At 69.1% G+C, this 13,272-nt stretch carries 11 protein-coding genes; 7 read left to right on the plus strand and 4 right to left on the minus strand.

Translation table 11 applies throughout. From position 1 onward, the window contains the following. The 5 genes from KVT45_RS40095 to KVT45_RS40115 are packed head-to-tail and all read left to right on the plus strand — an operon-like array spanning nucleotide 1 to nucleotide 6,390. Entirely contained in the window at nucleotides 1-1,551 is a 1,551-nt protein-coding gene (locus tag KVT45_RS40095) for an acyl-CoA carboxylase subunit beta (RefSeq protein WP_217554295.1), read from the plus strand. Between the two features lie 9 nt (nucleotides 1,552-1,560). Further along, nucleotides 1,561-1,767 (plus strand): acyl-CoA carboxylase epsilon subunit, encoded by a 207-nt coding sequence (locus tag KVT45_RS40100; protein WP_217554296.1) that lies wholly within the window; start codon nucleotides 1,561-1,563, stop codon nucleotides 1,765-1,767. A 59-nt stretch (nucleotides 1,768-1,826) separates the two neighbouring features. Beyond that, nucleotides 1,827-3,599, plus strand: coding sequence for a biotin carboxylase N-terminal domain-containing protein (locus KVT45_RS40105; RefSeq protein WP_217554297.1), 1,773 nt, complete (start codon nucleotides 1,827-1,829; stop codon nucleotides 3,597-3,599). 3 nt (nucleotides 3,600-3,602) lie between these two features. Further along, entirely contained in the window at nucleotides 3,603-5,468 is a 1,866-nt protein-coding gene (locus tag KVT45_RS40110; protein WP_217554298.1) for a 2-oxoacid:acceptor oxidoreductase subunit alpha, read from the plus strand. Then, nucleotides 5,458-6,390 carry a 2-oxoacid:ferredoxin oxidoreductase subunit beta gene (locus KVT45_RS40115; protein ID WP_217554299.1) on the plus strand — a complete coding sequence of 311 codons (933 nt, stop codon included), beginning with the start codon at nucleotides 5,458-5,460 and terminating at the stop codon, nucleotides 6,388-6,390. Before KVT45_RS40110 ends, KVT45_RS40115 begins: the two co-directional genes overlap by 11 nt. 54 nt (nucleotides 6,391-6,444) lie before the next feature. On the opposite strand, the gene KVT45_RS40120 is transcribed toward KVT45_RS40115, so the two are convergent. Both KVT45_RS40120 and KVT45_RS40125 read right to left on the minus strand, forming a co-directional pair. Then, nucleotides 6,445-6,846, minus strand: a complete 402-nt coding sequence (locus KVT45_RS40120) for a DUF427 domain-containing protein (RefSeq protein WP_217554300.1) — start codon at nucleotides 6,844-6,846, stop codon at nucleotides 6,445-6,447. A 12-nt stretch (nucleotides 6,847-6,858) separates the two neighbouring features. Next, nucleotides 6,859-7,731 (minus strand): aldo/keto reductase, encoded by an 873-nt coding sequence (locus KVT45_RS40125; protein ID WP_217554302.1) that lies wholly within the window; start codon nucleotides 7,729-7,731, stop codon nucleotides 6,859-6,861. 159 nt (nucleotides 7,732-7,890) lie between these two features. Here KVT45_RS40125 and KVT45_RS40130 point away from each other — a divergent pair, with 159 nt between their 5' ends. After that, the gene (locus tag KVT45_RS40130; RefSeq protein ID WP_217554304.1) at nucleotides 7,891-8,628 is read left to right on the plus strand and encodes a TetR/AcrR family transcriptional regulator; all 738 of its coding nucleotides are present in this window, start codon (nucleotides 7,891-7,893) and stop codon (nucleotides 8,626-8,628) included. A 61-nt stretch (nucleotides 8,629-8,689) separates the two neighbouring features. On the opposite strand, the gene KVT45_RS40135 is transcribed toward KVT45_RS40130, so the two are convergent. Then, entirely contained in the window at nucleotides 8,690-10,393 is a 1,704-nt protein-coding gene (locus KVT45_RS40135) for an acyl-CoA dehydrogenase family protein (RefSeq protein WP_217554306.1), read from the minus strand. Then, nucleotides 10,390-11,676 carry a cytochrome P450 gene (locus KVT45_RS40140; protein WP_217554308.1) on the minus strand — a complete coding sequence of 429 codons (1,287 nt, stop codon included), beginning with the start codon at nucleotides 11,674-11,676 and terminating at the stop codon, nucleotides 10,390-10,392. Before KVT45_RS40140 ends, KVT45_RS40135 begins: the two co-directional genes overlap by 4 nt. Nucleotides 11,677-11,883: 207 nt before the next feature. Between KVT45_RS40140 and KVT45_RS40145 the strand changes: the two genes are divergently transcribed. Further along, nucleotides 11,884-13,158 carry a cytochrome P450 gene (locus KVT45_RS40145; RefSeq protein WP_217554310.1) on the plus strand — a complete coding sequence of 425 codons (1,275 nt, stop codon included), beginning with the start codon at nucleotides 11,884-11,886 and terminating at the stop codon, nucleotides 13,156-13,158. Nucleotides 13,159-13,272: the final 114 nt, after the last annotated feature.

Below are 13,272 nucleotides of genomic sequence, written 5' to 3' on the forward strand. Positions count from 1 at the left end.
ATGCTGGCCCATGAGCGCCTGGCAGAACTGATCGAACTGAAGTCGCTGACCCGTCAGGGTCCCGACCCGCAAGCGACCGAGCGTCAGCATGCCAAGGGCAAGCTGACCGCCCGTGAACGTATCGAACTCCTTCTGGACGACGGCACGTTCCAGGAGATCGAGACCCTGCGGCGGCACCGGTCGACCGCGTTCGGCATGGAACGGCGCCGACCGCACTCCGACGGCGTGGTCACCGGATGGGGAAAGGTGCACGGACGCACGGTGTTCGTGTACGCGCACGACTTCCGCATCTTCGGCGGCGCGCTGGGCGAGGCCCACGCCGCCAAGATCCACAAGCTGATGGATCTCGCCGAGGCCGCGGGGGCACCACTGGTGTCCCTCAACGACGGTGCCGGCGCGCGGATCCAGGAAGGAGTCACCGCACTGGCGGGCTACGGCGGGATCTTCCAGCGCAACACCCGCAACTCGGGGGTGATCCCGCAGATCAGCGTGATGCTCGGTCCCTGCGCGGGCGGTGCGGCGTATTCGCCCGCGCTCACCGACTTCGTCTTCATGGTCCGCGAGACCTCGCAGATGTTCATCACCGGACCCGATGTCGTGCAGGCCGTGACCGGCGAACAGGTGTCCATGGACGGTCTGGGCGGCGCCGACGTCCACGGTGGCACCTCCGGCGTCGCCGGCTTCGTCTACGACGACGAGGAGAGCTGCCTGGAGGAGGTCCGGTACCTGCTCTCGCTGCTGCCGCAGAACAACCGGGAGCTGCCGCCGGTCGAGTCGAGCGCCGACCCGGCCGACCGCCCCAACGACTCCCTGCTGCACCTGGTCCCCACCGACCCGAACCAGGCGTACGACATGCGCGAGGTGATCCAGGAGATCGTCGACAACGGCGAGTTCTTCGAGGTTCACGAGCTGTGGGCGACGAACATCGTGTGCGCGCTGGCACGCCTGGACGGACATGTGGTCGGTGTCGTCGCCAACCAGCCGGCCTCGGTGGCCGGGGTCCTGGACATCCACGCGTCGGAGAAGGCGGCACGCTTCGTCTCCACATGCGACGCCTTCAACATCCCGCTGGTCACCCTGGTCGACGTGCCGGGCTTCCTGCCGGGCGTCGACCAGGAGCACAACGGCATCATCCGGCACGGAGCCAAACTGCTGTACGCGTACTGCAACGCCACTGTGCCCCGGGTGCAGCTGATCGTGCGCAAGGCCTACGGCGGCGCCTACATCGTCATGGACTCCCGTTCGATCGGCGCGGACATCTCCCTGGCGTGGCCCAGCAACGAGATCGCGGTGATGGGCGCCGAGGGTGCCGCCAACGTGATCTTCCGGCGGGAGATCGCCGCCGCGGACGACCCCGAGAGCGTGCGCAGGCAGAAGATCAAGGAGTACAAGGCGGAGCTGATGCATCCGTACTACGCGGCCGAGCGTGGCCTGGTCGACGACGTGATCGACCCGTGCGACACCCGGCAGGTACTGATCCGGTCGCTGGACATGCTCCGTTCAAAGCATGCCGACCTCCCGTCCCGCAAGCATGGCAACCCCCCGGTGTGAGGAGTGGTGATGAACGATCTGTTGGTGCTGCGCGGCAGTCCCAGCGAGGAGGACCTGGCCGCCCTCCTCGCGGTGCTGCTCGCCAGGCAGCAGTCCGGCGGGACGGCGGGGCCCGGGGGAGACGCGGACGGGACGGCCGGGCCGCGACGCCGGGCCGGCTGGGCCCGGGGCCTGCGGTCCGCTCATCTGCCGGCCGGTTCCTGGCAGCACGTGTGACGAGGAACCATCCATCAGTCCATGGCCCGTGGGGCCACCCGACAACTTACGGAAGACGCATGCGCAAGGTGTTGATCGCCAACCGTGGTGAAATCGCTGTCCGCGTGGCCCGGGCGTGCCGGGACGCCGGGATCGCGAGTGTGGCCGTCTACGCGGACCCGGACCGGGACGCTCTGCATGTCCGCGCCGCGGATGAGGCGTTCGCCCTGGGCGGTGACACCCCGGCCACCAGCTATCTGGACATCGGCAAGGTCCTGGCCGCCGCCCGGGAGTCCGGTGCGGACGCCGTCCACCCGGGCTACGGCTTCCTCTCGGAGAACGCGGAGTTCGCCCAGGCGGTCCTGGACGCCGGGCTGATCTGGATCGGCCCGCCGCCGCAGGCCATCCGCGACCTCGGCGACAAGGTCGCCGCGCGGCACATCGCCCAGCGTGCGGGCGCCCCCCTGGTGGCCGGCACCCCCGACCCGGTGTCCGGGGCGGACGAGGTCGTCGCCTTCGCCCGGGAGCACGGGCTGCCGGTCGCGATCAAGGCCGCCTTCGGCGGTGGCGGGCGCGGCCTGAAGGTCGCCCGCACCCTGGAAGAGGTGCCCGAGCTGTACGAGTCGGCGGTGCGCGAGGCGGTCGCCGCCTTCGGCCGCGGTGAGTGCTTCGTCGAGCGCTACCTCGACAAGCCGCGGCATGTGGAGACGCAGTGCCTGGCCGACTCCCACGGCAACGTGGTCGTCGTCTCCACCCGTGACTGCTCCCTGCAGCGCCGCCACCAGAAGCTTGTGGAGGAGGCGCCGGCGCCGTTCCTTTCCGAGGAGCAGGTCGCGGAGTTGTACCGGGCGTCGAAGGCGATCCTGAGGGAAGCCCGCTACGAGGGCGCGGGGACATGTGAGTTCCTCGTCGGGCAGGACGGCACGATCTCCTTCCTGGAGGTCAACACCCGTCTGCAGGTCGAGCACCCGGTCACCGAGGAGGTCGCCGGCATCGACCTGGTCCGGGAGATGTTCCGCATCGCCGACGGCGAGGAACTCGGCTACACCGATCCCGTGTTGCGCGGTCACTCCTTCGAGTTCCGCATCAACGGCGAGGACCCGGGCCGCAACTTCCTGCCCGCCCCCGGCACCGTCACCACCTTCGCCGCGCCGTCGGGTCCGGGTGTCCGCCTGGACGCCGGCGTGGAGTCCGGCAGTGTGATCGGCCCGGCCTGGGACTCACTGCTCGCCAAGCTGATCGTCACCGGCCGCACCCGCAAGGAGGCCCTGCAGCGCGCCGCCCGCGCGCTGGAGGAGTTCCAGGTCGAGGGGATGGCCACCGCGGTCCCCTTCCACCGCGCGGTCGTCACCGACCCCGCCTTCGCCCCGGAGCTCACCGGCTCCGCCGAGCCCTTCACCGTGCACACCCGGTGGATCGAGACGGAGTTCGTCAACGAGATCAAGCCCTTCGCCGCCTCCGCCGACACCGAGACGGAAGAGGAGGGGGGCCGGGAGACGGTCGTCGTCGAGGTCGGCGGCAAGCGCCTGGAGGTCTCCCTTCCCGCGTCGCTGGGCATGTCGCCGGCGCGTACGGGTCCGGCGGCCGGGGCCAAGCCCAAACGGCGCGCGGCGAAGAAGTCCGGGCCCGTCGCCTCCGGTGACACCCTCGCCTCACCCATGCAAGGCACCATCGTCAAGGTCGCCGTCGGGGAAGGCCAGGAAGTCCAGGAAGGCGACCTGATCGTCGTCCTGGAAGCCATGAAGATGGAACAGCCGCTGAACGCCCACAAGGCAGGCACCATCAAGGACCTCGACGCCACGGTCGGCGCCACCGTCACCTCCGGCGCCGCCCTTTGCGAGATCAAGGACTGAACCGTGGCAGTGAGCAAGGAAGTGCGGCGCCTGGACCGGGTGATCATCCGGTTCGCGGGGGACTCGGGTGACGGTATGCAGCTCACCGGTGACCGGTTCACCTCGGAGACCGCGTCTTTCGGCAACGACCTCTCGACCCTGCCGAACTTTCCCGCGGAGATCCGTGCGCCCGCGGGGACTTTGCCGGGTGTGTCGTCATTCCAGTTGCATTTCGCCGATCACGACATCCTGACTCCGGGCGATGCGCCCACTGTGCTGGTCGCGATGAACCCGGCCGCGTTGAAGGCCAACATCGGTGACCTGCCGCGCGGTGCCGAGATCATCGTGAACACGGACGAGTTCACCAAGCGTGCCCTGCGGAAGGTGGGCTATGACGTCTCGCCGCTGGAGGACGGCTCGCTGGACGGCTACAACCTGCATCCGGTGCCGCTGACCACGCTCACGGTCGAGGCGCTGAAGGAGTTCGACCTCTCCCGCAAGGAGGCCGAGCGCAGCAAGAACATGTTCGCCCTCGGCCTGCTGAGCTGGATGTACCACCGTCCCACCGAGGGCACCGAGAAGTTCCTGCGGACCAAGTTCGCGAAGAAGCCCGAGATCGCGGCCGCCAACATCGCCGCGTTCCGGGCGGGCTGGAACTTCGGCGAGACGACCGAGGACTTCGCGGCCTCCTACGAGGTCGCGCCGGCGACCGAGACCTTCCCGGTCGGCACCTACCGCAACATCACCGGCAACCTCGCCCTCGCTCACGGCCTGATCACCGCGTCCGAGCAGGCGGATCTGCCGCTGTTCCTGGGCTCGTATCCCATCACGCCGGCCTCGGACATCCTGCACGAGCTGAGCCGGCACAAGAACTTCGGGGTGCGGACTTTCCAGGCTGAGGACGAGATCGCGGGGATCGGGGCGGCGCTGGGCGCGGCGTTCGGTGGTTCGCTGGCGGTGACGACGACGTCGGGGCCGGGTGTGGCGCTGAAGTCGGAGACCATCGGTCTGGCGGTCTCCCTGGAGCTGCCGCTGCTGATCGTGGACATCCAGCGCGGCGGCCCGTCCACCGGCCTGCCGACCAAGACCGAGCAGGCGGACCTGCTGCAGGCGATGTTCGGCCGCAACGGCGAGGCTCCGGTCCCGATCATCGCGCCGAAGACCCCGGGCGACTGTTTCGACGCGGCCCTGGAGGCGGCCCGGATCGCGCTGACCTACCGCACCCCGGTCTTCCTGCTCTCCGACGGCTATCTGGCCAACGGCTCCGAGCCGTGGCGGATACCGGACCTGGACGAGCTGCCGGACCTGCGTGTGCAGTTCGCGTCGGGCCCGAACCACACACTGGAGGACGGCACCGAGGTCTTCTGGCCGTACAAGCGGGACCCGCAGACGCTGGCCCGCCCGTGGGCCGTTCCGGGCACCCCGGGCCTGGAGCACCGGATCGGCGGCATCGAGAAGCAGGACGGCACGGGCAACATCTCCTACGACCCGGCCAACCACGAGTTCATGGTCCGCACCCGGCAGGCCAGGATCGACGGCATCGACGTACCGGACATCGAGGTCGACGACCCGCACGGGGCGAAGACGCTGGTGCTGGGCTGGGGCTCGACGTACGGGCCGATCACGGCCGCGGTACGGCGGCTGCGCAAGGCCGGCGAGTCGATCGCCCAGGCCCATCTGCGCCACCTCAACCCCTTCCCGCGCAATCTCGGAGCGGTGGTCACGTCGTACGACAAGGTGGTGATCCCCGAGATGAACCTCGGACAGCTCGCCACCCTGATCCGGTCGAGATACCTGCTCGACGCCCACTCCTACAACCAGGTCAACGGCATGCCGTTCAAGGCGGAACAGCTCGCCGACGCACTGCGGGAGATCCACCATGAAGACTGAACTCACGTTGTCCGTCAAGGACTTCAAGTCCGACCAGGAGGTGCGCTGGTGCCCGGGCTGCGGTGACTACGCGATCCTGGCGGCCGTGCAGGGGTTCATGCCGGAGCTGGGGCTGGCGAAGGAGAACATCGTCTTCGTCTCGGGCATCGGCTGCTCGTCCCGCTTCCCGTACTACATGAACACGTACGGCATGCACTCCATCCACGGCCGCGCCCCCGCGATCGCGACCGGGCTCGCCACCAGCCGGCGGGACCTGTCCGTGTGGGTCGTGACCGGCGACGGCGACGCCCTGTCCATCGGCGGCAACCACCTCATCCACGCCCTGCGCCGCAACGTCAACCTCAAGATCCTGCTCTTCAACAACCGGATCTACGGCCTGACCAAGGGCCAGTACAGCCCGACCTCCGAGGTCGGCAAGATCACCAAGTCGACACCGATGGGCTCCCTCGACGCACCGTTCAACCCGGTATCGCTGGCGATCGGCGCGGAAGCGTCCTTCGTCGCACGCACGATCGACTCCGACCGCAAACACCTCACCGAGGTGCTGCGCGCGGCCGCCGCCCACCCCGGCACCGCCCTGATCGAGATCTACCAGAACTGCAACATCTTCAACGACGGCGCCTTCGACTCTCTCAAGGACCCCGCCACCCGCGACAGCGCCCTGCTCCGTCTGGAACAGGGCCGGCCCTACCGGCTCGCCCCGGACGGCGAGGAGATCGTCCACGACGCCCACGACCCGGACCCCACCCGCGCCTTCGCTCTCTCCCGTCTGCACCACCCGACCCCCATCGGCGTGTTCCGGGACGTCGAACGGCCGGTCTACGACACCCTCATGGCCGACCAGCTCGACACCGCCGTCGAACTGCACGGGAAGGGCGACCTGGCGGCCCTGCTCGCCGGCGGGGACACCTGGACCGTGTAGGCGCCGAGGAGACGGACAGGGCGAGGGGGGACGCGGAGTCCCCCCTCGCCCTGTTCACATGGCCGGGGCCTCCGGAGGTGCGCCGGTCACCTCGATCTCGGCGACGTCGCCGTAGAACGAGATGTACCCCTTGATCTCGGGGACCGCGTCGATCGGATCGACGTAGGACCACGCCACGTCCGGGTGGCCCTGCGCCGTTCCGTCGGTCCCCTCGTCCCCGCGGAACGACCAGTACGACGCCTCACCCTTGTAGGGACAGGTGGTGCGGGTGTCCGAGGGGTCGAAGAGTGTCAGGTCCACGTCCTCCGGAGGAAGGTAGTAGCGCACCGGCAGTCCGGTCTCGTAGACCAGCACGGGCCGGTCCGACGAGGAGACCGGACGGCCGTGGATGCGCACCCTCACCGTCTGTGTACCGCGGACGGCCACCACGCGGTGGCCGGGCTGTGCCGTGGGCATGGGTCTCCGGTCTCAGCAGGCGTCGGTGATGGCCTGGTAGGCGGCGTCGGACAGCTGGATCGAGGTGCTGCGGACGTTCTCCTCCAGGTGCGCGACCGACGCGGTGCCGGGAATCGGGAGCAGGGCCGGCGAGTGGCGCAGCAGCCAGGCGAGGGCGAGCTGTGCCGGGGTGGCGTCGTGGTCCTGGAGCACCGCCTTCAGCGGGCTGTCGGGCCCGGCCAGCTGCCCCATGGCGAGGGGGAACCAGGGGATGAAGGCGAGGCCGTGCTGCTCGGCGTAGCGCAGCACGTCCTCCGACTTGCGCTCCGCCAGGTTGTAGAGGTTCTGCACCGAGACGATCGAGGTGATCGCCCTGGCCTTCTCCAGCTCCTCCACCGTCACCTCGGACAGCCCGATGTGCCGGACCTTGCCTTCGTTGCGGAGTTCGGCCAGTTCGCCGACCTGGTCCTCCAGCGGCACCGCGGGGTCGATGCGGTGCAACTGGAGCAGGTCGATGGCCTCCAGGCCGAGGTGGCGCAGGTTCAGCTCGGTCTGCTGGCGCAGGTATTCGGGGCGTCCCACCGGGCGCCAGTCGTCGGGGCCGGGGCGGGTGAGACCGACCTTGGTGGCGATGACCAGATCGTCGGCGTAGGGGTGCAGCGCCTCCTTGATGATCCGGTCGCTGCTGAACGGGCCGTAGGCGTCGGCCGTGTCGATGAAGTTCACGCCCAGCTCCACGGCGCGACGGACCACGCGGACCGCCTCGTCGGGGTCGGCCGGCTCGCCCCAGAAGCCTGGGCCGGTGAGTCGCATGGCCCCGTATCCCAGCCGGTTGACGGTCAGGTCATCCCCCAGCCGGAGGGTGCCGCCTGCGGCGGCAGGGGCGTTGGTGAGACTGGTGCTCATCGGCGTAAGCCTTTCAGCAGGACTGTCGCGGACAGTCATGGGAAGATGCAAGCGATCGCTCTCTGAACAGCGTTCACTAACTACACTGAGCGTGTCAATTGAATGCTGTCAAAAATCAGAGTGGACCGCTTATGTTTCAACACTGCTAAGATGCAGAGCATGGGACAGGTGACTCAGAGCCGGAGGACGCGTCTTCGCGAGGCCACGACGGCGGAAATCAAAGCCACAGCTCTCAAGCACATGGCCTCCAGCGGGACAGCCGCGATCTCGCTGCGTGCCATCGCCCGTGACATGGGGATGACCGCCGGTGCGATCTACAGCTACTTCGACACCCGGGACAACCTCGTCAGCGTGCTGATCGCGGACGTCTACAGCGACCTCGCCTCCGCCCTGGAGGCCGCCATCGAGGAGTGCCCCCAGGACGACGCGGCCGCCCAGGTGATGGCGTTCGGCCAGACCTACCGCAACTGGGCCGTCGCCAACCCGGAGGAGTTCCGGCTGGTGTACGGCGAAGCGGCGCCCGACTACCAGCCGCCGGAGGGCGGTGCGGCGGCGGAGGCGGAGCACCGCTCCTGCGCCGTGCTCACCGGGATCGTGGCCGCCGCCTGGCCCAAGGCCCAGCACCTGTACATCGGCAGTGACCACACCTGGTCGGACTTCGCCCCCGAGTTCGCCGAGCTGATCCGCCAGTCGTTCCCCGATCTGCCGCCGGCGGCGGTGGCCCTCTCGCTGCGGGTCTGGGGCCGCATGCACGGCCTTGTCTCCCTGGAGGTCTACGGCCACCTGAGCCCTCAGGTGCGCGACCCGGAGAAGCTGTACCGCGCCGAACTGGCCGACCTGTCCAGGTCGTTGGGGCACGTCGCGGTCGGCGACCCGCAGGGCGTCGTCGCGGGCTGAGCTGCCGGACGGCCGGGGGGGCGTCGCCCGCGCGACGCGCCCCCGGCCGTTCCGTGTGTGGTCAGGCCTCGTTGCGGAGTCGGGTCAGCCCTTCGGCCAGCCAACGGGTGCTGATCCCGGCGTAGTCGGGTTCCGTGACCATGCCGAGCCGTCGCCAGTGGTCGGCGAGACGATGCCGGGCCGAGGTGCAGTACACGTCCGCGAGCCGCTGACCGTCCTGCTCGCCGTCGTCGCAGGACTGCTCGGTCCCGGCCCTGGCGAGGACCGCGTACATCGCGAACAGTTCCGCCGCGACCCGGCCGAGCAGGATCACGGTGTGCTCCTGCTCGAAGAGATCCTCCTGCCGGGGATGGCTGCGGGTCAGTTCACGGCAGACCTCGTGGAACCGCAGCACCTGCTCCCGTACCGCTGCCAGATGAGCCGCGTTCGCCCCGGACAGGCGGTCCTCGTCCGTGTGTTCCGCACCGAGTCCGCGGGCGAGGGCCCCGGACTCGTCCTCGGTCCTCGTGGCGAACCAGGTCAGCACGCGTCGAGCGGCCAGGCTGTCCAGCTGGAAGTCCACGTTGCCGGCGATGCGCAGTCCCCGGGCGTCCCTGAGCCTGCGCTCCAGCGGCACGGGGACCGCACCGCGTCGCAGCTTGCTCGGCAGCGTCTCGATGCCCTCCGCGCCGTACAGCGAGACCGTCCGGTCCACGATCCGCCAGCAGGTCCGCACCGCCAGGTTCTTGGCCGTCAGCCTCTCGAACCAGCGCTCTTCCGGCCCCGAGCCGAGGAGACTCCACTGGGCGACGCTCTCCATGGCGTACACCTCGGCCAGGGTCTCGCCGAGCATCCGCTGGATCTCGTCGTACTCGCTCAGCGCGCGGCCGTTGATCCTGCGCCGGGTGACGAACTCGCCCGACCAGCGACGGCACAGCTTGGCGATGGCCACAGCCGGAGCCGCGGTGAAGTACAGCTGGCCGATGAGGACGGCCGAGGCCATCCGGTCGGGGAAACGCGGGTCCTCCGGATCGCTCCGCACCACGTACTCGGCCGGCACCTCCAAGCCGTCGAACCGCAGTGCTCCGTTGGGCAGGCCCCGGCTGCCCGTGAACTCGATGGACGAGGTCACCTCGAAGCCGGCGGCGGACGTGTCCACGAAGCAGATGCACAACCTCCGCCCGTCCTCGGTGTGTTCGGTCGCCGCGACCGGCAGCAGGTTCGCCACCGGACCGTGACCCGTGAACACCTTCTCGCCCCTGAGGACGTAGACCGAGCCGTCGGCGGACCGGGTGGCGGTCGTGCCGGGCCAGGCGTTGTTCTGGCCGGCCGGCTCGGTCAGCCCGAAGCCCGAGACCGCTCCGTCGGCGAGTTGCTTGGCGACGAACTCCCGCAGCGGACCCGGCGGCAGCGCGGGAAGCAGCGCGGGTGCGCCGACGCCCGCCTGGATCGCCAGCATCTGGCCCGCGGGCATGCAGTGGTCGGCGGCGTGCTCGATGGCACGGAAGGCGTTGTACGCCGACAGGTCCAGGCCGCCGATCTCCATGCCCAGGCGCAGCTTCAGGTACCCGCTCGCGCGCAGGTCGTCGAGGAACCCCTCCGGCAGCGTGCCGGTGAGGTCCACCTGGTCGGGGTCGAGCCGGTCGCGCAGGAACGCCGTCAGCCCGGCCACGGCCGCGTCGCCCTCCGCCCGGTCCGAGGCGCTCTGCACCGGGTACCGGAACAGGTCCCGGCTGAGCCGTCCCGAGTACAGGGCATCGACGAAACTCAGGGCCGCGGTGGTCACGCGTCCTCCGCGGGGACCAGCTCCACGGGAACGTCGAGCAGCACGGTGTGCTTGTTGTTGGGCGCCCACGTCTCCGGTGCCGTCAGCCGGATCTCCTCGACCCGGTCGAGCAGAGCCTCCAGCGCCAGCTGGATCTCGAGCCGGCCGAAGGCGTCGCCGAGGCAGTAGTGCACGCCGTGACCGAAGGAGAGGTGCGGATTGGGGTCGCGCCGGACGTCGAAACGGTCCGGGTCCGGGAACACCGCCTCGTCGCGATTGGCGGCGGGCCACCAGAGCGTCACCTTCTCGCCGGCCCGCATGTGTCGACCGTGCAGTTCCACATCCCGGGTGAGGGTGCGCCGGTTGTAGGGATTCGCCGGAAGCCAGCGCAGTACTTCCTCGACCGCGGTGGGCAGCAGCGACCGGTCCTTCCGCAGCTCCCGCCATTGGTCGGGATTCCGGGCGAAAGCCAGCAGGCCGCCGGCGATGGTGTTGCGGGGCTGCTCGAAACCGCTGACCAGCATCACGCTCGCATTGGCCTCCCGCTCCATTTCGGTGAGGGGCGGCTGACCGGATTCCAGGGGCAGTTCCCCGATCGCGAGCACCGTGCCCAGGTCGTCGGCCGGGTGCGCGCGTTTCGTTTCGAGCAGCGTGGTGAAGTAACCGCGCAGGCTCGCGTAAACGGCCCGCGACTCGTCGTCCACCTTTCCGGTCCTGCGGTGGGTGAATCCGAGGACCGTGTGCACCCATTCGGTGAGCTTCTGCCAGTCCTCGCGCTCCACGCCGAGCAGCAGCGCCACGGAACGCAGCGAGAAGGGCTCCGAGAAGTCGTCGACGAGGTTGCCGGTACCGCGCCCGACCAGATCGTCGGCGAGGGCGGCGGCGACGGCCCGCAGTTCGGGCTCCAGCGCAGACACCGCCCGGCCGACGGCCGGGCCGAGCAGATGCTTGAAGACCTCGTGCCGGGGGTTGTCCATCATGGCGAGCACGGTGCCCGTGAGGCCGCCGCCGAAAGGCAGGTCCTCCAGGTGGGAGCCGCCTCCGGCCCGGCCGCCGCCGCCCTGCGAGGAGAAGACCGGGTCCACCGACGCGGCCGCGATGTCGGCATGCCGGGTCAGCACCCAGAAACCCTCGCCGTCCGGCAGCGTGCCGGCAGGGTGGTACAGCGCGGGTGCCTCACGCCGGAGCCTGGCGAACAGGTCGTACGGAATTCCCTCGGCAAATCTTGAATGATCTGTCAGGTCGAATCCGCCCAGGACCTCCGGGTATTCTGTGACCGTTCCCGTGCGGCTTTCCTTTTCCATACGGAACCTCATGTCAACGAGTGCCAAATGCTATATCCTGCGAATTTCCTGGCGAAGCTATCGGCAGGTCACCCCTACTGCCAACCCCAGATTTCACCCGGGCACCCCCTAACGTCCGGGATCCGTGAGAGGGGTTGGTCATAGGGGGTGAGAGTCAGTAGTTTCCAGATCCTAGGAAAACGACTCTCAGGGAAGTGGGATGTGGATATGAGCGAGGCGGCGACGGGAAAAATTCCCGATGTCATCACGTACAACCCGGAAGCCGCTCGGCAGACGCTTCCCTTCGATCCGTTCGACCCTGATTTCCATGCCGATCCGTTTCCGCACTACCGGAAGATCCGGGAGCAGTCCGGCTCGGCCTTCCGGACCACGGGCGGGGTCGTAGCCGTGTTCGGCTACGAGGAGGCCGCGGCGGTCATGAAGGACCCCCGGTTCGGCTGGGGGGTCAACCCGATGGTGGCCGACCAGTTCGTGGAGAACCCCGCGAGCGGCGAGTCCGGTCGCATCCTCATGTTCATGGACCCGCCGGACCACACGCGAATTCGCGGTCTGGTGTCCAAGGCGTTCACGCCGAAGATGATGAACCTGCTTCGCCCGAAGGCCGCGCAGTACGCACGGGAGCTGCTGGCCAAGGCGGTCGAGGAGAGCCCCGACGGCCGTGTGGACCTGCAGGAGGTACTGTCCCGTCCGCTGCCGGCCAAGGTCCTCGGCGACATGATGGACATCCCCGAGCACTACCACCCGCTCTTCTTCGCCAACACGATGGAGAGCGGCCGGGGCCTCGACCCCGGCTTCACCCTCACCGACGATCAGAAGGTCGGCCGCAACGCCGCCCGTGACGTCTTCATCAACGCGGGCATCGAGCTGGTCGCCGCCCGGCGCGCCGAGCCGGGCGATGACCTGATCAGCGAACTGACCAGGGCCGAGCAGGAGGGCGACCGGCTGTCCGAGTGGGAGCTGGCCATGCTCCTGATGAACCTGCTGGCAGCGGGCTTCGGCGCGACGGCCGCCCTGATCGGTAACCAGGTGTACAACCTGCTGAGTCACCCGGAGCAGGTGGAGTGGCTGCGCTCGCACCCGGACCACGTGCCCTCGGCGGTCGAGGAACTGCTGCGCTCCGACAGCACCCTGGCCATGGTGACGCGGACGGCCCTGGAGGACGCCGACGTGGCCGGCATCCCGGTGCGGGCCCGCGAGTACGTCGTCGTGATGATGGCCGCCGCCAACCGTGACCCTGCCGCCTTCGACGACCCCGAGCGGCTGGACGTCAGCCGTACCCAGAGCCGCAACCTCGGTTTCGGGCACGGCATTCACTTCTGTGTCGCCGCTCCGGTCGCGCGCATGATCGCGCAGGAGGCGCTGGCCGCCCTCCTCGAGTACGACATACGCCTCGACGACAAGCCGGTCGAGCGGTGGCCCGGCATCTCCCTCCGGGTGATCGGCAAGCTGCCGATCGTCATCGCCCCCTCCGTCTCCGCCTGATCCCCCCTCAAGTGCTCGGCCCCGGACCGCGCTTGCGGACCGGGGCCGAGCGCCGTTCGCTTGACAGTCAACGGTGTGTCAGTAATATCTCCAGTGTTAACTCTGAACACTGCT

This window comes from Streptomyces sp. GbtcB6, assembly GCF_019091475.1.
Classification (GTDB): domain Bacteria; phylum Actinomycetota; class Actinomycetes; order Streptomycetales; family Streptomycetaceae; genus Streptomyces; species Streptomyces hyaluromycini.

Bases quoted from the DNA above. Each gene is read 5' to 3' on its own strand.
- KVT45_RS40095 (WP_217554295.1), top strand. From the start codon at position 1: ATGCTGGCCCATGAGCGCCTGGCAGAACTGATCGAACTGAAGTCGCTG.
- KVT45_RS40100 (WP_217554296.1), top strand. From the start codon at position 1,561: ATGAACGATCTGTTGGTGCTGCGCGGCAGTCCCAGCGAGGAGGACCTG.
- KVT45_RS40105 (WP_217554297.1), top strand. From the start codon at position 1,827: ATGCGCAAGGTGTTGATCGCCAACCGTGGTGAAATCGCTGTCCGCGTG.
- KVT45_RS40115 (WP_217554299.1), top strand. From the start codon at position 5,458: ATGAAGACTGAACTCACGTTGTCCGTCAAGGACTTCAAGTCCGACCAG.
- KVT45_RS40120 (WP_217554300.1), bottom strand. From the start codon at position 6,846: ATGCCCACGGCACAGCCCGGCCACCGCGTGGTGGCCGTCCGCGGTACA.
- KVT45_RS40125 (WP_217554302.1), bottom strand. From the start codon at position 7,731: ATGAGCACCAGTCTCACCAACGCCCCTGCCGCCGCAGGCGGCACCCTC.
- KVT45_RS40130 (WP_217554304.1), top strand. From the start codon at position 7,891: ATGGGACAGGTGACTCAGAGCCGGAGGACGCGTCTTCGCGAGGCCACG.
- KVT45_RS40140 (WP_217554308.1), bottom strand. From the start codon at position 11,676: ATGGAAAAGGAAAGCCGCACGGGAACGGTCACAGAATACCCGGAGGTC.
- KVT45_RS40145 (WP_217554310.1), top strand. From the start codon at position 11,884: ATGAGCGAGGCGGCGACGGGAAAAATTCCCGATGTCATCACGTACAAC.